This is a genomic window from Bartonella rochalimae ATCC BAA-1498, assembly GCF_000706645.1.
Taxonomy (GTDB): Bacteria; Pseudomonadota; Alphaproteobacteria; order Rhizobiales; family Rhizobiaceae; genus Bartonella; species Bartonella rochalimae.
Genome location: NZ_KL407337.1, coordinates 826,212 through 852,426 on the forward strand (window position 1 = coordinate 826,212; position 26,215 = coordinate 852,426).

The following is a 26,215-nucleotide window of genomic DNA, read 5'->3' on the forward strand; positions in this document are numbered from 1 at the left end:
TATTTGAGCATTTTTTTCACATGTCGTTTACGATAAAAGAAAAATAAGAAAGGTCATGTATTATGGCGGCGGAAACAGAACGCGTAGGAATTGAAGGAGGTATGGAACATTTTTTTGGTTTCAAAAAAGTTGATGAAATGCAAAAACAATCTATGGTTGATAATGTATTTCATTCTGTTGCTGAAAACTACGACAAAATGAATGATATCTTATCTCTTGGACTTCATCGTATATGGAAAAATTCTATAGTGGCGTGGCTATCTCCCCCTGCTATTTCTAACTGGAAAGCTCTTGATGTAGCCGGTGGTACTGGCGACATTGCTTTTCGTATTCTCAACGCCTCACGCAAAAAAGCTCATGTTACAGTCCTTGATATTAATGACTCAATGCTAAACGTTGGTAAAAAACGTGCACAAAAAAATAATCTTGCCTCTCTTATTGACTTTATTGAAGCCAATGCAGAACTTTTGCCTTTTGAAGATCAAAGTTTTGATGCTTATACTATTGCCTTTGGAATTCGTAATGTACCACATATTGATAAAGCTCTTAAAGAAGCTTTTCGTGTTTTAAAACCAGGTGGACGTTTTTTGTGCTTAGAATTTTCAAATGTTGAAATGCCTCTACTTGATAAAATTTATGACCTTTGGTCTTTCCATGCTATTCCCAAACTAGGTCAATTCATTGCAGGTGATCATGATGCATATCATTATTTGATTGAATCGATTCGTAAATTTCCTAAACAAAATGACTTTGCCCATATCATCAAAAGTGCAGGCTTTTCCTCGGTATCATATCGCACTCTTACAGGTGCTATTGCAACATTATATTCAGGTTGGAAAATTTAAAAAATGGTACAAATTTCTACCTATTTTCAACTTTTACGTGCATTATTTGTTTTTACGCGAGAAGGTGTTATTAGCGCTCTCCCTTGTGATGGCCTTCAAGGATTTCCAGCAGTATATCACCGTATAGCGAGCGTATTAGCACGACGTAAAACGAAAAAAAAACATCGATCTGAAAATATATCACATGCTATCAATAAACTCGGCCCATCTTACGTCAAACTTGGTCAATTTCTTGCTACTCGGCCAGATATTGTTGGGCGCGATATTGCAGCAGACTTAGCTCAACTCCAAGATCGTGTTCAAACTTTTCCTTGTGCCGATGCAATTATTCAAATTGAAAACTCTCTCGGCCAATCTATTAATGATTTATTCACAGATTTTCACCCGCCTATTGCAGCAGCTTCTATTGCCCAAGTTCACCCAGCTGAATACTATGATAAAACAGGCAACAAAAAAAAATGCGCCGTTAAAGTTATCCGTCCTAATATTAGAAATCGTTTTGCAAAAGACCTTAAAGGTTTTTATCTCATTGCCCATTTACAAGAACGTTATATACCTGCCTCTCGACGTTTACGTCCCGTTCGTGTTGTTGATACTTTGGCACAAACAACGCAAATTGAAATGGATTTGCGCTTAGAAGCAGCTGCTATATCAGAAATGGCTGAAAATACTCAACATGATGCAGGTTTTCGGGTACCCAAAATTGATTGGGAACGAACGGGGCGGAATGTTTTAACAATGGAATGGATTGATGGCATAAAAATGTCTGATATTCCAGAACTTAAAAAAGCTGGTTTTGATTTAAAAGCTTTAGCCATTACACTCATTCAATCTTTTCTCCGTCATACTTTACGTGATGGCTTTTTTCATGCTGATATGCATCCTGGTAATTTATTTGTTGATCCACAAGGATGTATTGTTGCGGTTGATTTAGGAATCACAGGACGGCTTGGAAAAAAAGAAAAGCATTTTCTTGCTGAAATTCTTTACGGTTTTATTACTCGCGATTATCATCGTGTAGCATACGCTCATTTTGAAGCAGGTTATGTCCCATCACATCATAATATTGAGAGTTTTGCTCAAGCCAACCGAGCTATTGGTGAACCTATTCATGGACAATCCGCACAAAGTATTTCTATGGCCAAATTGCTTACACTCTTATTTGAAGTTACTGAACTATTTGATATGAAAACGCGGCCTGAACTCTTATTACTGCAAAAAACCATGGTGGTTGTTGAAGGAGTAGCACGCTCATTAGATCAAGATTTTAACATGTGGAAAGCCTCTGAACCAATTGTCAAAGAATGGATTAGCAAAAACTTAGGACCGATCGGACTTGTAAAAGATATGAGTGAAGGAACACAAGCATTGCTTTCACTTGTACGTCAAACTCCACAATTGATACAAAATTTCCAACAGATAGAAGAAGGGTTAAGTAAAATGACAAAGACAGGACTTTATCTTTCTCCTGCTACGCTTAAACAACTTGCTTTTGAACAAAGCCGCAATAACCGTTATGGTCGCTATAGCTTATTCATTATTGCTTTTTGTTTGCTTTTTATAACTTTTTTTCTTTTTCCTTCTTTCTAACTTACGCAATATATTAAAATATTAAAGGAGACACAATTAATGAAACTATTTCTATCATTTTAATATTTCGGAGATATATTATGGCGAATATTACCCTTCGAAATGTATCACTTGAGATTCAAGAATTTCTGCGTGTACGCGCTGCGCAAAATGGTATTTCTATAGAAGAAGAAACTCTTCACATATTAAATAATCTCGCAAAAACATCCATTATATCACAACAAAAAGTAAGCACTGTTGAACAACAATCATTAAAATCAAAATCAATTCTTCTTATTATTGGTGGCAGTATTGCAGCCTATAAAGCACTTGATTTAATTCGCCGTTTGCGAGAACGTGGAGCCCATTTAAACATTATTATGACAAAAGCAGCTCAAAAATTTATTACCTCTCTAGCTGCTGAAGTTCTCAATGGTGGTCATGTATATAACGATTTATTTTCACGTGAAGAAGAACAAGATGTTGCTCATATCCGATTAGCGCGTCAGGCTGATTTAATTATTGTAGCTCCAGCCACTGCAAATCGTATTGCAAAAATAGCCACTGGAATAGCGGATGATTTAGCTAATTGCGCCATCTTAGCAGCACATTGTCCACTTTTAATTGCTCCTGCAATGAATCCAGCTATGTGGACACACCCAGCGACTATTCGTAACATTGCAAAATTGTGTGCAGATGGAGTCCACATGGTAGGACCAGAAGTAGGCGAAATGGCTGAACAAAACGAAAGAGGTTGTGGACGTATGAGTGAGCCTCTAACCATTGTAGCTTCAACAGAAGCACTTTTGGGTGCACAAAAAAAATCACTTTGTGGTCGTCACTTTATTGTAACTTCTGGACCTACTCATGAACCAATTGACCCAGTGCGTTATCTAGCTAATAGCTCATCAGGTAAACAAGGACATGCCATTGCAATAGCCTTAGCTAACTTAGGTGCAACTGTGACACTTATTTGTGGTCCTGTTGATCTTATGGATCCAGGAGGAGTAAAAACTATTCATGTGAAAACAGCTTGCCAAATGTTACAAGCCGTACAAGAATCACTCCCCGCTGATGGTGCTATTTTTGTTGCTGCTGTTTGTGATTGGCGCAGTCAAACACAATCTTTGCAGAAAATAAAAAAGGAATCCAATCAAACACCATTTTCTTTGCACATGGTTGAAAATCCTGACATTTTAGCTACAATCGGTCATGCTCCAAATCGTCCTCCACTTGTGATTGGCTTTGCTGCTGAAACGTGCAATATCATTGCTAATGCACAAAAAAAATGTATTCAAAAAGGAGCAGACTTCATTCTTGCTAATAATGTTTCTTTTAACGCAGATGGTAAAAACGTCATGGGTTCTGATACAAATGAAATTTTTTTCGTAAGCAAAAACAATATCGAACATTGGCCACGTATGAGTAAACAAAAAGTAGCTGAAAAATTGGTAAATATTATTGTATCATTTTTTTCTTCTCTTGCTACCACTCATGAATAACGAATAGAATCCTATTCTCAATGAAAACAATTAATCCTAAAAATATAATTTACACGATAAATATTATAATATAAAATACTCTTTATTCTATCTCTCGTTTTTTATTCTTCATTTCTCACTTATTGCTCATGATTTTTACTGCTGCTTATTACGCTCTACAACGCCTTTTTAGTCAGAAATATCGCTCAATGATATGGAAAGTGTTAGGACTTACTTTTATCGTCTTTGTTATTATATGGTCATGTACACGTCAGTTTTTTATGTCCTACTTTTGGCTTTGGATTGCTCATTTTGTTCCTAGATTAACCAATTGGGCAGAATGGATAGAGTTAAGCATACTGATTATTTTTAATCTTGGTTTGTCTTTATTAATCGCCTTTTTTATTGCTCCAATCACAGCAATGATTGGCAGTTTTTTTATTGATAACGCTGCTGAAATTATTGAAAAAGAAGATTATCCAAATGAGCCTACTGGACAAGCTATGTCATTTGGATATTCTGTTATTTTTGCTTTGAAATTTATTATCTTAAGTCTTTTCGGAAATGTAATTGCTTTTTTCTTGTTTTTTATACCGAATATTAATTTACTTGCCTTTTATATAATTAATGGCTATCTTTTTGGCCGTCAATATTTCGCCTTTGCTGCTTATCGTTTTCGATCTAAACAAGAAGCTCATGCTTTTTTACGGACTCATCATACCACTGTTTTTTGTGCAGGTTTATTGATAGCGTTTTTTGTTTCTATTCCTATCCTTAATTTGGTCACGCCGCTTTTTGCAGCTGCCTTTATGACACATTTACACAAAATGCTTTCACGCCAAAAATCTACATCCATTACACTGAAACAATAACACTTGATTCATTAAAATAAGGAAAAGAAATATATTTTTATAAAACCAACACGACTTCAAACAATTTTATAAGCTGAGAAAAAATAGGCTTAAATTTAGAATATGCCATCTTAAAATTATTGAAATAATAAATTTCAGAATAAAAGATTGACCTATTATATTTTCTCAAAAATTCCTTATAATAAAGTCATTATTGCCAATTTCTCGCATAATCGTACCGCAATGCAATTTGACATTAAAATAAAAAACTAACAAAATAAATTATCTTAATTATAGAAAAATTTTTATTTGAGCTATTATCATCGCATTAAATGAAGTAATTTATTGTTTATTTGGAGCAAAGATAAGCTTCACTATTCGGTCCTACATTCCCTCAACCCACACATAAGGTGTATAACATTTCATAGAGAGGCGACAAAGATGAACTGGATTACAAATTATGTTCGTCCTAAAATCAATTCCATATTAGGACATCGTGAAATTCCGGATAATCTATGGGTCAAAGATCCCACCAATGGTCAAATGGTTTTCCATAAAGATCTGGAAGCTAATCAATATGTGATTCCTAATTCTGGCTATCATATGCGTATTAGTGCTAAAAATCGCCTCATGCATTTCTTTGATGATGGCATTTATACACTGATTGAAAATCCAAAAGTTGTCATAGATCCATTAAAATTTCGCGATGAAAAACGTTATATTGACCGGTTAAAAGATTATCGTTCTAAGCTTGGTGTTGATGATAATATTCTAAATGCACGAGGAACTATTGAAGGTTTACCAATTATTGCTACTGTTCAAGATTTCGCGTTTATGGGTGGATCACTTGGCATGGCTGCAGGAGAAGCTATTATAAAAGCTTTTCATACTGCCATTCAAGAGAAGTGCCCTTTAGTTCTTTTCGCAGCTTCAGGTGGAGCAAGAATGCAAGAAGGAACATTATCATTGATGCAAATGCCACGCACAACAGTAGCAATTGAAATGATAAAAGAAGAAAAACTACCTTATATTGTGGTTCTTACCAATCCTACCACTGGTGGTGTTACTGCTTCTTATGCTATGCTAGGTGATATCCATATTGCTGAACCTGGTGCTATGATTGGCTTTGCAGGACCACGTGTTATTCAACAAACAATTCGTGAAACATTGCCTGAAGGTTTCCAAAGTAGTGAATATCTCTTTGAACATGGTATGATTGATATGGTTGTTTCTCGTTTGGAAATGAAAACTACTATTGCGCGGCTTTTACGTTTAATGACAAAAAGTCCTGCAATTTCTAAATCTTCTAATCCATCATCCATTCAATCTGCAAAAACTGATTTCTGAAGCCAAATCTATTAAATTATGAAAAAAAGCTGCATGCAAAAAGTGATAGATGATTTACTAAAAATCTATCCGCGAAAGTGTGATCTTTCTTTAGAGCGTATTTCACGTCTTTTAAAATGTCTTGATAACCCACATTTAAATCTTGCTCCTATTATTCATATTGCTGGAACAAATGGTAAAGGATCTGCTTCAGCTATTTGTCGTGCTCTTTTAGAGAGTGCAGGCTATCGTGTTCATGTATACAGCTCTCCTCACTTAGTTAATTGGAATGAGCGTTTTCGACTCAATCACAAAGGAGGCAGCCAATTTGTCACAGATAGCCTATTAAGCAAAACAATTCATCAAATTATAGAAGTAAATTGCAACGAACCTATCACTATTTTTGAAGTTTTTACGGCTGCTGCTTTTATGTTGTTTAGCACGCACCCAGCTGATGTCATTATTTTAGAAGTTGGATTAGGAGGACGTTTTGATGCCACAAATATCATTAACAAGCCAGCTGTATCGCTTATCATGCCTATTGATTATGATCATGAATCTTTTCTTGGTAACACAATTGAACAAATTGCTTTTCAAAAAGGAGGAATTATTAAACCAGAAGTTCCTGTAGTCATTGGTAAACAAGATCATGAAATAACTTATTCTTTTCTTAGTGATCTTGCTGTCAAAAATAAAGCACCCTACTACCTTTTTAACCAAGATTATCAAAGCTATGAAGAATACGGACGTATGGTATTTCAAAATAATCAAGGCCTAATGGATCTCCCGCTCCCTAAGCTTATTGGTGCTCATCAAATTGACAACGCCGGTGCTGCTATTGAGGCAATTTACCAAGCAGGTTTTCAACTCTCAGAACAAGTCATAAGCAACGCTTTACAAAATCTTTATTGGCCAGCACGGATGCAACATCTGACTCACGGGAAATTGGTCGATCAACTTCCTCCCGATTTTGATTTATGGCTAGATGGTGGTCATAACTCTGCCGCTGGAAAAGCCATCGCAAAAATATTAACCCAGTGGAAAGAAAAATCAAATTGCCCCATTGTAATGATTGCTGGCATGCTTAATACTAAAGACAGCGTTGGTTATTTTCGCCCTTTGGTCAATCTTGTCAAGAAAGTGTATACAGTTCCTTTAATTTCCAGTAATGCAGGTATTTGTCCCAAAATTTTAGCAGAATTAGCTCAAAAAGCAGGGCTTATCGCTAATCCACAGGCTAATCTACAAGCTGCATTTCACAAAATTAGCTCAGAATATAAAAAAGCAATTGTCCTCATTGGTGGTTCTTTGTACCTTGCTGGTGATATTTTGCGTGACAATCAAACGCCCCCATGTTAGTAACAACCAGGTGTTTTTAGCGCCTTAATGACAGGATTTTTGATCATGAAACTTGATTACGCCCTTTATCAAAAACCTAAACTTATCACTGTTTTTGGCGGATCCGGTTTTGTAGGACGGCATGTTGTAGAAGCCTTAACAAAGCGAGGTTATCGAGTACGTATTGCTGTACGTTGTCCACAAAAAGCTTATTATATGTTACAAATAGGCGAAGTAGGACAAACACAGATGCTTAAAACTGACGTCAGAAATTATACTTCAGTTGAGCATGCATTATTGGGAACAGATGGTGCAGTTTTTCTTCCTGGAAGCTTAGCCCAAACAAACAAGCCGAATTTTCAAAATATACAAGTTGATGGTGCGAAACATGTTTCTGAATTAACAGCTAAAGCTGGTATTCCTCTTATCTATATGTCAACACTTATTTCCGATGAAAATGCCTCATTTTCTTATGCACGCGCTAAAGCTATAAGCGAACAGATTGTTCGTAATACGCATTCTCAAGCAGTTATTATGCGTTCATCTGTTATTTTCGGACCAGAAGATTGTTTTTTTAATTTTTTAGCAAATTTCTCTCGTTTTATGCCAATTATGCCACTTTTTGGTGGGGGGCAAAGTAAATTGCAACCTGTTTATGTTGGTGATATTGCTAAATTTGTTGTATATGCTTTAGAAAAGCGTGTTGTTTTAGGCAAAAATTATGACCTTGGTGGGCCCAAAGTTCTTACATTCCAAAATACTCTTGAAGAGATATTAAAAGTTATTCACCGCAAAAAAAGAACACTTCCTCTACCTCTGGCTATGGGACTTTTTATCGGAGGTTTCTTCGGAACTCTTGGCAAAGTACCCCTCTTTCCAAAACTCGTAACAGCTAATCAAATACGCTTTTTACAAAAGGATCATATTGTTTCTCAAGAGGCTAAAGATAATGGATATACTTTAGAGGGAGTAGGAATTACGCCTAAATCAATGGCAGCTATTTTACCAAGTTATCTGTGGCGATTCCGTCCGCAAGGACAGTTTTCTCATAATTTATCAATTTAATACACTTCGATTTTGTGAGCTCATTTATTTTCCTATAAAAAAGAAAAAAATTTAAAGATCTTGAAATATCTGTAAGTTTTACATTTTTCTCAAAATAAAATTTTATAATGATTTTTTCTTGCATCTAAAGAACTTTAAAATTTTCTGGTTCGCTTCTCACATCACCATTTAAAATGTTAATACACATTTGTTCCGTAAACTGATGAACATTTAAAATTTTTTTTCATTTAGACAAATATTTGTATTTGCTTGCATTTCTTTTTAATTTCTCCTACCGTTCTGGAAAAATAATTTTGAAAGAACAAAAATGACAGCTCAAGATTATGTTATCAAAGATATCGCACTAGCTGCTTATGGTCGTAAAGAACTTGATATTGCAGAAACGGAAATGCCTGGTTTAATGGCTTGCCGTAAAGAATTTTCTTCCAGTCAACCTTTACGTGGAGCACGTATTTCTGGTTCATTACACATGACCATTCAAACAGGCGTCTTGATTGAAACATTAAAAGCAATTGGTGCTGATATACGATGGAGCTCTAGTAATATTTTTTCTACACAAGATCATGCAGCAGCAGCTATTGCAGCTACGGGAATCCCAGTCTTCGCAATCAAGGGAGAAACACTTGAAGAATATTGGACCTATATTGATGCAATTTTTCAATGGCCTGATGGTAAACTTTCTAATCTTATATTAGATGATGGAGGCGATGCTACTAACTATATTTTAATAGGTAGCTGTGCAGAGGAAAACAAAAACATCCTATCGAATCCTAAAACAGAAGAGGAAGAATTATTTTTCAAACAAATTCAAAAACGTATAGCTCTCACACCGGGATTTTTTACGCGTCAGCGCGCAGCAATCAAAGGTGTAAGCGAAGAGACTACAACGGGAATACACCGCCTTTATCAATTACAGAAAAAAGGACTTTTGTTTTTTCCTGCTATTAATGTCAATGATAGCGTTACAAAATCAAAATTTGATAATAGATACGGATGTAAGGAATCATTAGTCGATGGTATCAGGCGTGGAACGGATGTGATGATAGCAGGTAAAATAGCTATTATCTGTGGTTATGGTGACGTTGGTAAAGGTTCAGCAGCTTCTCTTTCAGGCGCTGGAGCACGTGTAAAAATAACAGAAATTGATCCAATTTGCGCTCTTCAAGCCGCTATGGATGGCTATGAAGTTGTTACTTTGGAAGATGCAGCTTCTAGCGCTGATATTATTATAACAACTACTGGAAATAAAGATGTTGTCCGCTTAGAACATATGCGACAAGTTAAAGATATGTGTATTCTAGGAAATATTGGTCATTTTGACAATGAAATACAAGTATCAGCTCTCAGAAATCTACCATGGACAAATATTAAACCACAAGTTGATATGATTACTTTTCCTGATGGCAAACGCATAATTTTATTATCTGAAGGACGTTTGTTAAATCTTGGTAATGCCACAGGCCATCCTTCTTTTATCATGTCCGCTTCATTTACTAATCAAGTATTAGCGCAGATTGAGCTGTTTATTAATGCAAAAAATTATAAAAATGAAGTAACGTGTTTACCTAAACATCTTGATGAAAAAGTTGCGCGTCTTCATCTTGATCGGCTAAAAATAAAATTAAGCGTTTTATCGGAAGAACAAGCCGCTTATATTGGGGTTCCCTTACAGGGACCTTATAAGCCAGAACATTATCGTTATTAGGATATTGTCTTAGTACAAAGAAAAAAGACGCATTATGCATAGCTTTGGTGACTATACATTCAAAGAAAAAATAAAAAAAATTACTCAAATTTGTGTTGGTGTTTTTTTTCTCTTATTTCTTTTATTTCTAGTATATGCTGTCACTCAAACCTCAGTATTTCATTTGTTTACTTTTTTCGCTTGGCCAAATGAACCATGGCTTATTATACTGATCTTTGGCAGTATTGCTTGCGCGTCATTTCTGATCTGTATCATAGTTATTATAAATACAAAAAGAGCTTTACGGAAATCTTGGATAATGATCCAGGCTCATTTTTCTGAAAAACTCAAACATTATGAATGGCTTCTTGAAGAAACAGGTCAGTGCCTCTTTATTTGGGACAATCCAACAGCCTTACCCCGTATAATTGGTAATATTCCCACATTGCAAAAAGCAGGTATTCATAAAAAAGATTTTCAGCATTTTGAAAAATGGCTTGAAAAAAGCTCTTTGCAGCAACTTGATCAAGCACTCACCCAGCTACGTTGTAACGGTTGCTCTTTTGAATTTTCCGTCACGACTATAACTAAAATATTCTTGCAAGTTACAGGAATTATCGCTGGAACAGCCGCTATTGTGCGGTTTCAAGATATTTCAGCACAACAGAGTGAAAATATCCGATTACAGAAAGAAGCAACCCAAATCCTCACGGAATTGAAAATGCAACGTAATCTTCTTGATCATATTCAAGAACCGGTGTGGATTCGAGATTGTGAAGGGAAAATTTGCTTTACCAACCGCGCTTTTCGGGAAATGACGAATTTTCAAGAAAAGAATAATATTGTTGATCCTTTCAATGAAACAACGCAATGCAAAACAGATGAAACAGAAGCAATTTTTCAAAAGCATATTTATACAGTAGTTAAAGGAGAACGACACCATTTTCATCTCACACGTATCACAACAAAAGAAGGAATGGCAGCCTTTGCGCGTGATGATAGCGCGTATGAAAATCTTGCCAAAGAAATGAAGAGAATTCTTCAAAATCATTGTGAAACACTCGATCAAATTTCAACGGCTGTAGCAATTTTTGATGCCAACCAAAAATTAAAATTTTGCAATCATGCTTTTAAAATTTTATGGCCATTGGAAATCTCTTTTCTAGAAAGTGAACCAAGTCATTCATTGCTTCTAGAACGTTTGCGTGAGAAAGGTTTTATCGGTGAACATCCTGATTGGCATGCGTGGAAAGAAGAGCTTTTTAAAGCTTATCAACAAACAGAATCGAATCAACAAATTTGGAATCTTCCTGATGGACGTACAGTACGTGTCATTTCTAGTCCTCATCCTCAAGGAGGTATTACCTGGCTTTATGAAAATCTTACAGAAAAAATTGATCTTGAACGACGTTATAATACACTCATTAAAATACAAGGTGAAACACTTGACAAACTATCTGAAGGAGTTGTTGTTTTCGGTACTGATGGACGTTTGCGTTTATCAAACCCAGCTTTATCGAAATTGTGGTCGCTCCCTCATAATTTGCCTGTAGAAGGAACGCATATTACCGAATTACAAAACCACTGTTCTGCTTTAACAATAGGAGAAGAATGGAAACAATTTGCACAATTCATTACTGGTTTTGCTGAAAAACGTGATACCTATTCAGGCCGCATAGATTTAAAAAGTGGAATAATAATTGATTATACACTTGCACCTTTACCTAATGGACAAACAATGCTTACATTTGTTAATGTCACTGACACTGTCCATATCGCACGAGCCCTACAAGAAAAGAATGAGGCCTTAGAAAAAGCTGATCGTCTGCGCAATGAATTTGTCCAGCATGTTTCTTATGAATTACGCACACCTCTTACTAATATTATCGGATTTTCTGATATTTTACGTGATCAAATTTTTGGCCCTACCAATGAGCGTCAACAAGAATATCTTGGTTATATTCATTCAGAATCAGGTGTTCTTTTGAATATTGTTAATGATATCCTTGATTTGGCAACTCTTGATGCAGGTATTATGATATTGAATATAAAACCAGTTCACATTGCTGAGGCAATGGCACAAGCAGTCGCACGAGTAGAGGAACGTCTCCATGGACGTCACATCACACTTTCACAAAACATTTCTCCTTCCTTGAAATTTATGTCTGCAGATGCAACACGGTTACATCAGATTTTTGTGAATGTTCTGAATAATGCTATTAATTTTGCAACGGAAAAAAGCATCATTGAATTTTGTGCGAATACACAAGACGATTATATAATCTTCAGTGTTCATAATGAGGGATCTGATATACCAACCGATATTCTTGATCGGATTTTCAAACGTTTTACTTCTCATTCCCATCATGGTGGACGTGCAGGAGCAGGTCTTGGTCTTTCTCTTGTTAAAAGCTTTGTTGAACTCCATGATGGACGCGTTGAAATTTTGACTGGTATGGGTCAAGGGACAACAGTTAAGTGTTTTTTCCCTCATCAAAAAGATACAGGAGTTGTATAACTGTGTTTTTTTGTGTCGTTGTAAAATTTTTCCCATTACTTTTATGGACATTCGAATGAATTTTAGTTTTTTTCTTGAAAACGAAGAAGCAACTATACTTTTTGCACAAGATTTAGCTCTTGCTCTAAAATCCGGTGATCTTGTCACCTTTCAAGGTGACCTTGGAGCAGGCAAATCAACTCTTATACGGGCACTCATCCGTACACTTGCCAATAATTGTACTATGGACATTCCAAGTCCTACTTTCACTCTTGTCCAAAGCTATCAACTTCCACAATTTGAAGTGCTTCACGCTGATCTTTACCGAATTTCGAGCATTGAAGAAATGGATGAGTTAGGACTTCATGAATCACGTAAAGACAATATTTTACTCATTGAATGGCCAGAAAAAGGAGCAGAAGTTTTAGGACCGGTTACTTTCGCTATCACTTTACAATACAAAGGATGTGGACGTCATATCACTCTTGACTCTGCAGAACATGCTACTGAACGCCTGCAACGATCTTTTGCAATTCGTACCTTTTTAATCACACATGGACGTCGTCACATTCAACGTCGCTTTTTAGCTGGTGATGCCTCAGCGCGTTCTTATGAACTGTTAGATGATGGAAATCATCAAGAAGTTCTCATGAATGCACCAACTATGCAAATGGCGCAAAATGTAGACTCTTCCTATGTAGAAACAACACATCTTGCAAAAGATATCAGCCAATTTGTAGGAATTAGTCAAATTATTTTAGAGAATGGCTTCTCAGCTCCTCGTATTTTTGCCAAAGATCTTGAAAATGGTATTTTGATTTTAGAAGATTTTGGATGTGAAGGACTTTTAGACCAATCAGGTAATCCTATAGAAGAGCGTTATATTGCTTGTAGTGAATTGCTTGCTACTTTTCATCAAAAGTCATGGCCTTTAAAAAAGAAATTTGCAACATTCCAGCTTCAGATACCCTTCTATGATTGCCAAGCTATGCGAGCAGAACTTTCCTTATTATTGGACTGGTATCTTCCTTTTCAACAGAAAAAAACTTTAAACATAAAACAGCGTGAAACTTTTTTTACCTGCTGGCAACCTTATCTTGATCTTTTAACTCAAGGAGAAAATACCTTTGTTATGCGCGATTATCACTCACCTAATATTCTTTGGCGTGAACATAAAAAGGGTATTGATCGCATTGGTCTCATTGATTTTCAAGATGGTGTAAGTGGACCAACAGTTTATGATCTTGTTTCTTTAGCACAAGATGCCCGTCTTTTTATTCCACCAGAACTTGAAAATAAAATTTTTAATACCTATTGCAGTGTACGTCACCAAGCACCTCGCCCTTTTGATGAAGATGAATTCCGCAAACTTTACGTGCTTGCAGGAACTCAGCGGGTCTCTAAAATTTTAGGAATTTTTGTACGCCTTCACCAACGAGATGGAAAATCATTTTATCTCAAATATCTCCCTCATCTTCAAAATTATCTCATCCGTAATCTTTCACATCCAATTCTTTCTCCCTTACAAAGACTTTATCAAGAAATGGGACTTTTATCAGAAAGTGAAGCTCTTAACAGAGATATTTTAAACGCTTAATCATTTTATTCCTGAAAAACATCCTCTCTGCAACAATCATTCATGACAATGCGAAGTCATTATGCATTCTTCACATTCACTTTCGCTCAACTTTTTATGAAAATAAACAGAGCTTTTTGGTTTCCCCTTGAATAAAAATTAATATACAGTGAAAAAGAATTAATATAATAATATGGATCACAATGAAGTCAAATGACCCGTACCCCCCGTATATTTTCTATTTCCCCCGGAACTCCTTTTCTGCCTCATTTTGTTGATGCACTTCTCTCTGGAACTCTTATTGATAACTTTGCATCAAATGGGGATATCCAAACCGCTCTTGCTGATACTCTTATTTATGTACCAACGCGCCGCGCTGCTCGTGCATTACGAACAGCTTTTTTCGAAAAAAGCCATACAAAATCTAGCTTTTTGCCTACCATATGTCCCTTGGGAGATATAAATGAAAAAAGTTTTCTTTTTGTTGAAAATAATGAAAATACTTTGCTCAATACTCCCCCTATTGGAGAAAGTGAACGTCTCCTTCTTTTAGCCCGCCTTATTCGCCTTTGGCGTGAAAATTTACCAACTCATCTACGGTCTATGTTTGGCACAGAAGATGTTTTTATTCCTGCCACGACTGCTGATGCAATTTGGCTTGCCCAAGATTTAGCACACTTGATGGATGAAATAGAAACAGAATCCGTAGATTGGTCAAGACTTAAAGAAATTGTACCCGATATGGTTGCCGAATGGTGGCAAATAACCTTAGATTTTCTCACTATTGTAACACAAAGCTGGCCACAAATTTTAAAAGAAAGACAACAATGCAATCCTGCTGAATGGCGTAATCAAGCATTCAAAATGCATGCAGATATTTTATACCGTACACAACCTCATAAAACTATTATCGCTGCTGGTGTAGCAAGCTCTATTCCTACAATTGCAAATCTTTTAAAAGTAATTGCCTGTTTACCAAAAGGAGCTGTGATTCTTCCAGGCCTTGACCTTCAAATGGATGAAATACAATGGAATACCTTAGGTGCATTCAATAAAGAAAAAACAACTTTTAACCCTTCTGACCATATTGCTGCTTTTAGTCATCCTCAATATCATTTAAAAAAACTTTTATCTCTCATGAAATGTCAACGCATTCATGTCCGCGAAATCGGTCAGCAAAGCGCTATAAAAATCCAACGTGCTGCTCTTTTATCGGAAGCATTACGACCAGCTTCCACGACAGATTTATGGGCTCAAATCACACGTAATGATTATGAAAATATTTGTGCAGATTGGTCATTGATTGAAGCTCCCAATGAGCGTGAAGAAGCTTTAGCTATTTCTCTTGCCTTACGCAATGCTATTGAAGATCCTAAAAAAACTGCAGCACTTGTTACAAATGACCGCAATTTAGCACGTCGTGTAGCAGCTGAATTACAAAGATTTGGAATTGAAGCCAATGACTCAGGTGAAATGCCACTTGCACAAACATTACCTGCGACCCTATTACGGCTTCTTTTAGAAAACATTTTTAAACCTGGTGATCCCGTTGCTTTTCTTTCTCTTCTCAAACATCCACTCACAACATTAGAATATAATCATAATTATTTGCGTGAGATGGCTGAGAATTTTGAATTACTTGTCCTTCGAGGAAATGCTTGCCGGATTAATCTTTGTGAATGTGACCAATTTTTTAAAACATGGATGCAAACACATTTTCATAAGGTTTCTAAGAATTATATGCCTGATTTACAAAAGATTGAAGAAGCAAAGTTTCTTTGTCATCTTTTAGTCAAAGCAGTTGACCCTTTAGTGACATTAATAAAACAAGAGAGAGAATGCAGCATCAATGAAGCTGCTATAGCAACTGTTGAAGTTTTTGAAAATTTTGGTCGTGATGCTGATAATTCTCTTGCACATCTTTATCAAAATGAAGCAGGCAAAGCCTTAGCAACTTTTTTGCGTGAATTGGTTAGTGATCAATCAGGATTAAAATTTCATCTTTATGAATGGCCTGCTCTGTTTTCAGCTCTGATGGCCACCCGTTCTGTGAGTCCTTCCCCTGGAGGACATTCACGTTTGTTCATCTGGGGAACTTTGGAATCGCGTTTGCAAACCGTTAATACAGTGGTCATAGGTAGTTTAAATGAGGGATCATGGCCGATAAAAACCCACAATGACGCTTTTTTATCACGGCCAATGAAAATGACTTTAACTCTTGAACCACCAGAACAACGTATTGGCTTTTCGGCTCATGATTTCCAGTGGGCGATGGGAATGGATCAAGTGATTATGAGTCGAGCTACACGCGTCAATCATACTCCTTCTGTTCCATCACGCTGGCTACAACGTTTAGAAACCGTTATAGGCAAACAAGTTTGGAAGCAAATCTGCACACGAGGAGAACTCTTCCTTCATTGGGCAAAAATGCTGGATAATACAAAGAGCATCATCCCTGCGGAACGGCCTTGCCCTGTACCACCACTTGATATGCGTCCACGCCATTTTTCAGTCACAGAAATAGAAACATTACGGCATGATCCTTATGCCATTTATGCAAAAAAAATCTTACGACTCAAACCACTTAAACCACTCATCCATGATCCTTGTTCAGCTGAGCGTGGAACACTTTATCATGCTATTCTTGCTGCCTTTTGCACACAAATAAAAAATCAAAATTCTACTAATATGCTCGAGATATTACTCACCATTGGACGTAAAGAATTTGATAAATTAAATTTACCTCCTGATACTGAAATAATTTGGTGGCTAAATTTTGAAAATCTTGCTCCCTTTCTGATTCAATGGGAACAAAGCCTTGGATCACGAGAACGATATGCTGAAGTTATTGCTCAAAACACCCTCATAGGAGAAACAGGAGTAACTCTTTCGGGACGTGCAGATCGTCTTGATATTTTGCCAGATAAAACAATTGAAATCATTGATTTTAAAACCAGCACTCCCCCTTCATCGACACAGGTTATTAACTTATTTTCTCCACAATTAGCATTAGAAACAGCTTTATTAATGCAAGGAGCCTTTGTAGATTTTAAGGGTCTTACTCCCTCTAATTTACTTTACATTTCCTTAAAAGGAAAAGGGACAATTAAACCTATAGCCATTATAAATAAAAAAACAAAAGATCAAGAAAACGCAATCTCTCTTGGTAAAAAAGCATGGAAGTATCTTATTTCATTGATCAATTATTATCAGAATCCACAACAAGGTTATCTTTCACATGCAGTTCCCTTAAAAAAATCTTATGAAGGCGACTATGACCATCTAGCTCGATTATTGGAATGGTCTATTGGTTTCGATAAAGCGGATCAATCATGACTCTTTTTTCTATTCCTCAAACAGCTCTTGATACACAAGCAAAAGCCACAGATCCGACAACAAGTGTATGGGTTTCTGCGAATGCAGGATCTGGAAAAACCCATGTTTTAACTGAACGTGTCATCCGCTTACTTTTAAATGGAACACCTCCAGCACGTATTTTGTGTCTTACCTATACCAACGCAGCCGCTTCTGTTATGCAATCGCGTATTTTTCGTACACTATCCAATTGGAGTGGGCTTGATGACAAACAGCTTCAAACAATTTTATCAAAGCTTGAAAATAAACCCGTTAATACACAAAAACTTGCCAATGCCCGTCAATTATTTGCCCGCGCTCTTGAAACACCAGGCGGCCTAAAAATTCAAACTTTTCATGCATTTTGTGAATCTTTATTACATCAATTTCCACTAGAAGCGAATATTGCTAGCCATTTTGAACTGTTAGATGATATAAATCGGAAAAAATTATTACAGCAAGCCCGTCGCAAACTTTTAATCCATCGTGATGCACAATTAGCGTTAAAAGAATTATTTAAAATTATCAGTGAAAATACACTCAATCAATTGCTCTATGAAGCAACTCAAAAACAACATGAATTATCTGAGTTCTTACCTTTCATCTTCTCTGAAAATGGAACAGAACAATTCCGTGCATTTTTTAATTTAGCACCGGATGACACAAACCAACGACTGCTCGATAAAATTCAACAAATTGCGGCACTTCCTTCTTACGCAATAAAATATTATCAAACCCATAGCACCCCAAAAAACAAAGATATAATCGAGAAATTTTTACAGTTAGCAACATCATCTGATGAAACAAATATCATCAACCTTGTTTCAAATATTTATTTTGAAAAATCAGGAAAACCACGTGATTTTTCGCGCTTATTTTCTAAAAAATCAGATGAAGTCTGGCCTTTTATCGAAAAAGAAATCGAAGACAAACAAAATCAGCTTCCTCTTCTTTTAGATAAATATCAATGTGTCAAACTTGTTACACTTAACATAGCAGCTTTTCAGCTTTGTGATATTTATCTCAAAATCTATACGGATTTAAAAAAAGCCAATAACCTCTTAGATTTTGACGACCTCATTGAACGTACTCTCTATTTATTGCAGCATAAAGGTGCAAGCCAGTGGGTACAATATAAACTCGACCGTGGAATTGATCATATTTTACTAGATGAAGCACAAGATACCAATCCTAAGCAATGGCAAATTATTCAACTTTTAGCGCAAGAGTTTTTTACAGGTCACAGTCAACGTACAAATACACGTACTGTTTTTGCTGTTGGTGATGAAAAACAATCTATTTATTCTTTTCAAGGAGCTGTACTAGAAAATTTTGCTGAAAATGGCCGAATAATTCAAAAAAAAGTTAAACAAGTTGAACAAAAATTTGAAAAAATACAACTCAATTATTCTTTTCGCTCTACAGCCGATGTCCTTAAAAGCGTTGATCTTGTCTTTGAATCACCCGAAAATTACAAAGGACTTTCAGCAGAACACGTAAAGACAGTCCATGAACCTATCCGTGTTCATAGTCCAGGCGATGTTATTATATGGGATGCCATCTCCAAAAAAACAAACGAATTTCCTGATGATTGGCTCTCAACTGTTGATCATCTCGATACACCCCAAATATGTTTAGCAGAAAAAATTGCCGAAACCATTTCTAGTTGGTTGAAAAATGGTGAAATGCTCCCAGCAAAAAAACGTTTACTGCGTGCTGGTGATATTATGGTTTTGGTTCGTAAACGTGATCAATTTGTTCCTGCCCTTTCTCGTGCACTCAAACTCCGTCATGTCCCTGTCGCTGGTGCTGATCGTTTACAATTAACAACCCATATTAGTGTGCGTGATTTAATGGCGCTTGCCCGTTTTGTTTTGCAACCGCAAGATGATCTTTCCCTGGCCTGTGTTTTAAAAAGTCCACTTTTTTCGCTTAGTGAAAACGAACTTTATCAACTTGCCGTTCAACGTACAGGCTCTCTTTGGGAAAGCCTTTCAACTCATTCTTCATCGCATGCCGTTTTTAAAATTATTTTTGAGCGTCTTAACACATATCGAACTTTAGTTGATAAAATGCCCGTTTTTGAATTTTATAGTTATATTCTCAACAACGATAAAGGACGACAGAAAATCATTGCTCGTTTAGGAACTGAAGCAAATGAAGTCCTCGATGCTTTTATAGATCACACACTCACTATTCAAAAAACTGGATTACCAGGATTACAAGCCTTTTTGGAAATATTGAGTATCAATGAACCAGAAATCAAACGTGAACTTGATCAAAATTGTGAAGAAGTAAGAATTATGACGGTTCACGCTGCAAAAGGGCTTGAAGGAGCAGTTGTCTTTTTGGTCGATCCAGGGAGTGCAATATGGCATCCGCAATATGCACCACACTTTCTTAAATGCTCCTTAGGAGATAAGCAAGTTTTCATCTGGCGCCCAAATGCACAACATCATACAAAACATTTTGACAAAGTGCTTTCACGTTTAAAAGAACGTGCCGAAGAAGAATATAAACGTCTTCTTTATGTGGGTATGACACGCGCCGAAGATCGACTCATTATTTGTGGTTATACGAATCAAAAAGAAACCCCGAATACATGGCTGCAATTAGTAAAGAAAGCTCTTAAACCTCATGCTGTTCCTATAAAAGGTCCTGCAGAAGATATCACAGCTTGGCGTTATTGCATCACCTCTTCCTGTCCAGCACCAATGTATCAAGAAATATCTTGTGAAACTCACCAAATTTTTCCACCTTTACCTGCGTTTTTTCATAATAAAGTGCCTACAGAATTAACCTTATCAAAACCTCTAAGGCCCTCTGTTGTGGGAATCAATGATACCAAAACTGAATTTTTCCCTCAAAAGGAACGCTTTAGCATCTCACCTGTCTTAGGAGAAAAAAATACCAAGAAAACTTTTTCTATTGAATATGGTAATTTTATTCACCAATTACTGCAACATTTGCCCAATTACCCCCCTACAAAACGCCAAGATTACGCGCAATTCTATTTAAATACAAAAGCTTCTCATTGGCATAAAACCCAAAGAGAAAAAGCCCTTCATCATATTTGGACAATCTTAGATAATCCAGACCTTGAGCCATTTTTTTCTAACCTTTCACATGCTGAAGTTGCGCTCATGGGTATCGTAAAAATTAATGGTAAAGAACAAATGGTTTCTGGTCAAATTGACCGTTTATGTATCACCCATAATAGTGTTTTTTTTGCTGATTTCAAAACTGGTCTTTCACCAGAAAATGATACCGATATTAAGAAACATCATTTATTACAAATGGCACTTTATCAGAAATTGTTGCAAACTATCTATCCTGATAAAAATATGCATGCTCTTCTCATTTATATAAAAAAAGCCAAGATCTTTAAATTGCTTCCTGAAAAACTTGACGCACTTCTTGATGAAATCATCGTATAAAAATAAAAAAGGAAATGTTTTCTAAAAAATCTATTATAATTTATTTTTACAATAACTTAACATAAATAATTCATACTCATTTATAAAAGCAGTAAAGGATAAATCAATGACATGTATAAAAATTGATAGTAGCAATTTTGAAAATGAAGTTCTCTCTTCTCCTCTTCCTGTTGTTGTTGATTTTTGGGCAGAGTGGTGTGGTCCTTGCAAAAGCATTGCACCAATCCTTGATGAAATTGCAACAGAAATGCAAAGCCAGATTAAAGTCGCTAAAATTAACATTGATGAAAATCCAGACTTAGCTACGCAATATGGAATAAGATCGATTCCTACTTTATTAATGTTTACAAATGGAAAAGTATCATCCAATAAAGTTGGTGCTACGTCTAAAGGACATCTTGTTGAATGGATTAAAAATAGTCTTGGTTGAATTTCCTCGTGACTCTTTTTCTAAAAGAAAGGAGCTCAAAGTGCTCCTTTTCATTTAAAATTCTCTACGATTGTAAGCTTAAACTACTAAAATTCTTCACAATAAGTCTGTTAATTGTTTTATTTATCCAACTGTTTCCTGTATTATTGATCATAATTTATAATAAATAGTAGATAAGATTATGAGCTTATATTTTCTGAAAAATACGAATTTTGAAAATACACTTTTGTTTTAGTTTACTCTATATCGGCTGTATAAAAACAATTTAAGAAAAAAATCATTTAAAAGATGTTGAGTTGTTTATTAAACTTTAAAAATGATAAATACATTGGATAATAGTTGTTATTTTTGATATAACTACAATAGTTAATGTTTCTTTGTTTTTTCAATTTTTACTTAAATTAACTTTTAAGCTGCTCACATCGTAATTGTTTTTTATCTATTATAAATTAAAAAATAAATATATACGTAAATGTCAAAAATCTTTAAAATTACTCTTGATTAAGTAAGTATGTAGATATTTAAAAAATTTACAAATTTCAGCTAAAAAGCTACTATGCCAATAAATCTTGATGAACAGCTATTTATTAAGATTATTTTACACTATGAGAAATTGGAATCAACAAATATAGGAAATGATACTGCGATTCTTCAGGAAAAATGGCTAAATATATTTGAGAAAAAATAAGTCCAGCTAAGAATTTTATAGAAAAAACTCAATATTTTTTTTGTTTTAATCTGAAGTCATATTAAAAAAAATATCAAACTTTTATATAAAATTTTATCAGATTAATTGAGAATATTTTAAAAAATCTAGCTGTTGAATAAAAAATTCATACTTTAGTAATGACTAAAAGATCACAATTGAAAGAAAGACTTATTTTGACTAAAATAATATTTCTTTTGTAAACAATTAAAAAAATTACCTTATATATTACTTCGGCCTTTATTAAACTTTGCTAATGTAAAGAAATTTTTTAAAAAATAAAAAAGTAAGCGAGATTAAGATGTTGAAAAAAATTTTTACTGTTGTATGCACTATGATTATGACTGTTGTTGGTTCGGCTTGGGCACAAACACCAAACCGTTTACAACAATTTGAAGCCTGGGGAGCTTATTCTTATAAAGCACCAGATAATATGATTTGTTATATATTATCAGTTCCTTTAAAGGCAGATCCAACAACTGTTAAACACGGTGATAATTTCTTTTTGGTAACCAAACGTTCTAATTCTCCTGTTTCGTTTGAACCACAATTTATGGCTGGTTATCCACTTAAAGAGGGATCAAAAGTTACTGTCACTATTAAAGATAAAAATTTTGACTTTTTTACAAAAGATTCATCTGCTTGGTTAACATCATCAGGAATGGAAAAACAGCTTGTTGCTGCTATGCGTTCAGGAGCGGACATGACAGTGAGAGCTACCTCAAAACGAGGAACTCACACTACCTATACTTACTCTTTAAAGGGAGTGAAAGCTGCGTTAAATATGGCACAAAAATGTCACTAAATATTTATAATTCTAAAATAGCTGATAAAATGGAAAACCATGGCCATTTCACATGACCTTAAATCTATTGAAACATATCAAATATTAAAAGCAAAGAATACTATAGTAACGAAACAATCTAAATTACCTTTAATTGGCTTATCACACGATGAAATAGCACAGGCTTTACAGGCAATTGGTGTTCCAGAACATCAAACGCAAATGCGTGTACGTCAAATTTGGCATTGGCTTTATGTGCGTGGAGTTTCTCATTTTGATGAAATGTTAAATATTTCTAAGCCAATGCGGGAGATGCTCAAAGAGCATTTTTCTATTGCGCGTCCAGAAATTGTTGCAGAACAAATATCACAAGATGGTACTCGTAAATGGCTTTTACGATTTCCAGCTTCTGGAGCTGGGAAACCTGTTGAAATTGAAACGGTTTATATCCCTGAAGAAGCGCGTGGTACTTTGTGTATTTCATCTCAGGTAGGATGCACATTAACGTGTTCTTTTTGTCATACGGGAACACAAAAACTTGTTCGTAATCTAACAGTTGAAGAAATTTTAGTGCAATTATTGGTTGCCCGTGATTGTTTAGGTGATTTTCCTGATAAGAAGACACCTGATGGCGCAATTATCCCAATTGAAGGACGTAAAATTACTAATGTTGTTATGATGGGTATGGGTGAACCGCTTTATAATTTTGAAGCAGTTAAAAAAGCTTTATTAATTGCTTCCGATGGAAATGGGCTTTCTTTATCGAAACGTCGTATTACTCTTTCAACGAGTGGAGTAATTCCTGGAATTATACGAACAGGAAAAGAAATTGGCGTTATGTTAGCAATTTCGCTCCACGCAGTACATGATACATTGCGAGATATTCTTGTTCCAATTAATAAAAAATACCCCCTTGCTTTGTTAATGGAAGCTTGCCGTAATTATCCTGGCCTTTCAAATGCTAAGAGAATTACATTTGAATATGTTATGCTGAAAAATGTAAATGATAGTTTAGACGATGCGAGAAAATTAATTCAATTGCTTAAAGGTATTCCTGCTAAAATCAATTTGATTCCTTTTAATCCATGGCCTGGAAGTAATTATCAATGTTCTGATTGGGAACAAATCGAACGTTTCGCTGATATCATTAATAAAGCAGGTTATGCCTCACCTATTCGCATGCCACGTGGACGTGATATTTTGGCCGCATGTGGGCAGCTTAAATCAGCTTCAAAGCGTTTAGCTAAATCTGAACGGATAAGACTTGAAAATATAATTGGTAATGAATAAACTAGGTCTTTCAAGATAAGTTGAGAGTAGAGCAAAACTAATAAAATTTCTGCAATGAATCAATCAAGAAAACGATCGCAAAAAGAGTGATCAGAAAATTTTTAAATATTTGCTTATCATAAAACTATAGAAATTATAATGAACAAAGAAATATTTAAAAATCCTTAAAACTGGCCATTTATGTAGTCATACGATCATGAGCATTAATCAATCATTGTAAGAACATTATGTTAAAAAGAGTACTTTAGGATTACTGGTTAAATAGTTGCATTTAAGACTATGGCGTTCTGAAAATATTAAGTGTTGACGCAAAGCCTGAAAAGCAAATCATAAAAGTGCGTGATAATATAAAATAAATGCCGATAGATCAATGGCTATAGCCATAGCTTAGAGAATAAAACCTGTTGCACAGACGAAAGCGCACATAATTGCAGCTTATTTACTTTATGTAATGGTACATTCTAATGAGAGTATAATATTAAATCGTAAAGTGAAAGAAAAAATAACGTTGCTAGAATGCGTTAAAAACAATAGACCATTTGGATAAAAATGACATACTAATTTCTTTTATGCTTAGAAATAAGGAGCGTAACTTATATCTTTTATCGATTTTCTCTTTATAGTTTTTTATTTTTTTGCATCTTTTTTATGTTGTTTTTAAAAATTTATTTTCATTCCTTGCATGGCTTTGATTTCTGAGTAAAAGATAAAGGGAGAAAATAATAATAAGAGCTTAAAAATGAAAAAATGGAAAGAGATTAAAAAAGTTGTTTTAGCTTATTCAGGGGGACTGGACACATCAATCATTCTCAAATGGTTGCAAAGTGAACTAGGAGCTGAAGTTGTAACCTTTACAGCAGATTTAGGTCAAGGAGAAGAACTGGAGCTTGCACGTCGTAAAGCTGAAATGCTTGGCGTTAAAGAAATTTATATTGAAGATTTACGGGAAGAATTTGTGCGTGATTTTGTATTCCCGATGTTTCGAGCAAATGCGGTTTATGAAGGAGCTTATCTTTTAGGAACATCGATTGCTCGCCCACTTATTTCAAAACGTCTCGTTGAAATTGCCCAAAAAACCAATGCAGATGCTATCGCTCATGGAGCAACGGGAAAAGGCAATGATCAAGTACGCTTCGAACTTTCTGCTTATGCTCTTAATCCTGATATTAAAATTATTGCTCCTTGGCGTGATTGGAATTTTAAAAGTCGAACAGATTTGATTGAATTTGCGCATGCGCATCAAATTCCTGTAGAGAAAGATAAACAAGGTGAAGCACCTTTTTCAGTAGATGCAAATTTATTGCATTCTTCATCAGAAGGAAAGATTTTAGAAGATCCAGCAGTTTCTGCTCCTGAATATGTGCATATGCGTACTCTTTCTCCAGAAGCTGCTCCAAATCAAGCAACTATAATTACAATTGGTTTTAAAAAAGGAGATGCTATTTCAATTAATGGAAAAGTTTTATCTCCCGCGGATTTGTTAACTCAATTAAATAGCTATGGGTGTAAAAATGGTATTGGCCGATTAGATTTGGTAGAAAATCGCTTTGTGGGTATGAAATCGCGTGGTATTTATGAAACACCAGGAGGAACTATTCTTTTAACTGCTCACCGAGCAATGGAATCCTTAACACTGGATCGTGGTGCAGCTCACCTGAAAGATGAATTAATGCCACGTTATGCAGAACTTATTTATTACGGTTTTTGGTTTTCACCTGAGCGTAAAATGTTACAAGCAGCGATTGATTTATCTCAAGAAAATGTTGAAGGGGAAGTAACACTAAAACTTTATAAAGGAAATGTAATTGTTGAAGGACGTCAAAGTGAAAAATCACTTTATTCTGATAAGTTGGTGACTTTTGAGAATGACCAAGGTGCTTATGATCAAAAAGATGCAGCAGGTTTTATTAAATTGAATGCATTGCGTTTACGAACATTAGCAGCTCGTTCCTCGAAATTATAAAACTCCATAAACTCATCTT

16 protein-coding genes are annotated in these 26,215 nt (G+C 35.3%); all 16 read left to right on the forward strand.

Features of this window, described 5'->3' with window-relative positions:
• Nucleotides 1-62 precede the first annotated feature (62 nt).
• Nucleotides 63-845, forward strand: coding sequence for a bifunctional demethylmenaquinone methyltransferase/2-methoxy-6-polyprenyl-1,4-benzoquinol methylase UbiE (ubiE, locus tag O99_RS03540; protein ID WP_035006375.1), 783 nt, complete (start codon nucleotides 63-65; stop codon nucleotides 843-845).
• A gap of 3 nt (nucleotides 846-848) precedes the next feature.
• Nucleotides 849-2,435 (forward strand): 2-polyprenylphenol 6-hydroxylase, encoded by a 1,587-nt coding sequence (ubiB, locus tag O99_RS03545; RefSeq protein WP_035006376.1) that lies wholly within the window; start codon nucleotides 849-851, stop codon nucleotides 2,433-2,435.
• An 80-nt stretch (nucleotides 2,436-2,515) separates the two neighbouring features.
• Entirely contained in the window at nucleotides 2,516-3,916 is a 1,401-nt protein-coding gene (gene coaBC / locus O99_RS03550; protein WP_035006377.1) for a bifunctional phosphopantothenoylcysteine decarboxylase/phosphopantothenate--cysteine ligase CoaBC, read from the forward strand.
• 128 nt (nucleotides 3,917-4,044) lie between these two features.
• Nucleotides 4,045-4,767 (forward strand): sulfate transporter family protein, encoded by a 723-nt coding sequence (locus tag O99_RS03555; RefSeq protein ID WP_035006378.1) that lies wholly within the window; start codon nucleotides 4,045-4,047, stop codon nucleotides 4,765-4,767.
• 420 nt (nucleotides 4,768-5,187) lie between these two features.
• Entirely contained in the window at nucleotides 5,188-6,093 is a 906-nt protein-coding gene (gene accD, locus O99_RS03560) for an acetyl-CoA carboxylase, carboxyltransferase subunit beta (protein WP_035006380.1), read from the forward strand.
• Between the two features lie 18 nt (nucleotides 6,094-6,111).
• The gene (locus O99_RS03565; RefSeq protein WP_035006381.1) at nucleotides 6,112-7,431 is read left to right on the forward strand and encodes a bifunctional folylpolyglutamate synthase/dihydrofolate synthase; all 1,320 of its coding nucleotides are present in this window, start codon (nucleotides 6,112-6,114) and stop codon (nucleotides 7,429-7,431) included.
• 45 nt (nucleotides 7,432-7,476) lie between these two features.
• Nucleotides 7,477-8,475 carry a complex I NDUFA9 subunit family protein gene (locus O99_RS03570; RefSeq protein WP_035006749.1) on the forward strand — a complete coding sequence of 333 codons (999 nt, stop codon included), beginning with the start codon at nucleotides 7,477-7,479 and terminating at the stop codon, nucleotides 8,473-8,475.
• 307 nt (nucleotides 8,476-8,782) lie between these two features.
• Nucleotides 8,783-10,180, forward strand: a complete 1,398-nt coding sequence (gene ahcY, locus O99_RS03575; protein ID WP_035006382.1) for an adenosylhomocysteinase — start codon at nucleotides 8,783-8,785, stop codon at nucleotides 10,178-10,180.
• Between the two features lie 34 nt (nucleotides 10,181-10,214).
• Complete coding sequence (locus O99_RS03580; RefSeq protein WP_035006383.1) at nucleotides 10,215-12,677, forward strand: PAS domain-containing sensor histidine kinase; 2,463 nt, start codon at nucleotides 10,215-10,217, stop codon at nucleotides 12,675-12,677.
• Nucleotides 12,678-12,732: 55 nt separating this feature from the next.
• Nucleotides 12,733-14,253 (forward strand): tRNA (adenosine(37)-N6)-threonylcarbamoyltransferase complex ATPase subunit type 1 TsaE, encoded by a 1,521-nt coding sequence (tsaE, locus tag O99_RS03585; RefSeq protein WP_035006384.1) that lies wholly within the window; start codon nucleotides 12,733-12,735, stop codon nucleotides 14,251-14,253.
• A 192-nt stretch (nucleotides 14,254-14,445) separates the two neighbouring features.
• On the forward strand, nucleotides 14,446-17,568 hold the full coding sequence (addB, locus tag O99_RS03590) for a double-strand break repair protein AddB (protein WP_035006386.1): 3,123 nt from the start codon (nucleotides 14,446-14,448) through the stop codon (nucleotides 17,566-17,568).
• Entirely contained in the window at nucleotides 17,565-21,023 is a 3,459-nt protein-coding gene (gene addA / locus O99_RS03595) for a double-strand break repair helicase AddA (RefSeq protein ID WP_035006389.1), read from the forward strand. The genes addB and addA overlap by 4 nt, the downstream gene beginning before the upstream one ends.
• Before the next feature lie 106 nt (nucleotides 21,024-21,129).
• Nucleotides 21,130-21,453: a thioredoxin gene (gene trxA / locus O99_RS03600; protein ID WP_035006390.1), complete on the forward strand. Its 324-nt coding sequence runs from the start codon at nucleotides 21,130-21,132 to the stop codon at nucleotides 21,451-21,453.
• A 1,007-nt stretch (nucleotides 21,454-22,460) separates the two neighbouring features.
• The gene (locus O99_RS03605) at nucleotides 22,461-22,964 is read left to right on the forward strand and encodes an invasion associated locus B family protein (RefSeq protein ID WP_035006391.1); all 504 of its coding nucleotides are present in this window, start codon (nucleotides 22,461-22,463) and stop codon (nucleotides 22,962-22,964) included.
• 39 nt (nucleotides 22,965-23,003) lie between these two features.
• Entirely contained in the window at nucleotides 23,004-24,233 is a 1,230-nt protein-coding gene (gene rlmN / locus O99_RS03610; protein WP_035006392.1) for a 23S rRNA (adenine(2503)-C(2))-methyltransferase RlmN, read from the forward strand.
• 739 nt (nucleotides 24,234-24,972) lie between these two features.
• Nucleotides 24,973-26,196 carry an argininosuccinate synthase gene (locus O99_RS03615; protein ID WP_035006393.1) on the forward strand — a complete coding sequence of 408 codons (1,224 nt, stop codon included), beginning with the start codon at nucleotides 24,973-24,975 and terminating at the stop codon, nucleotides 26,194-26,196.
• Nucleotides 26,197-26,215 lie beyond the last annotated feature (19 nt).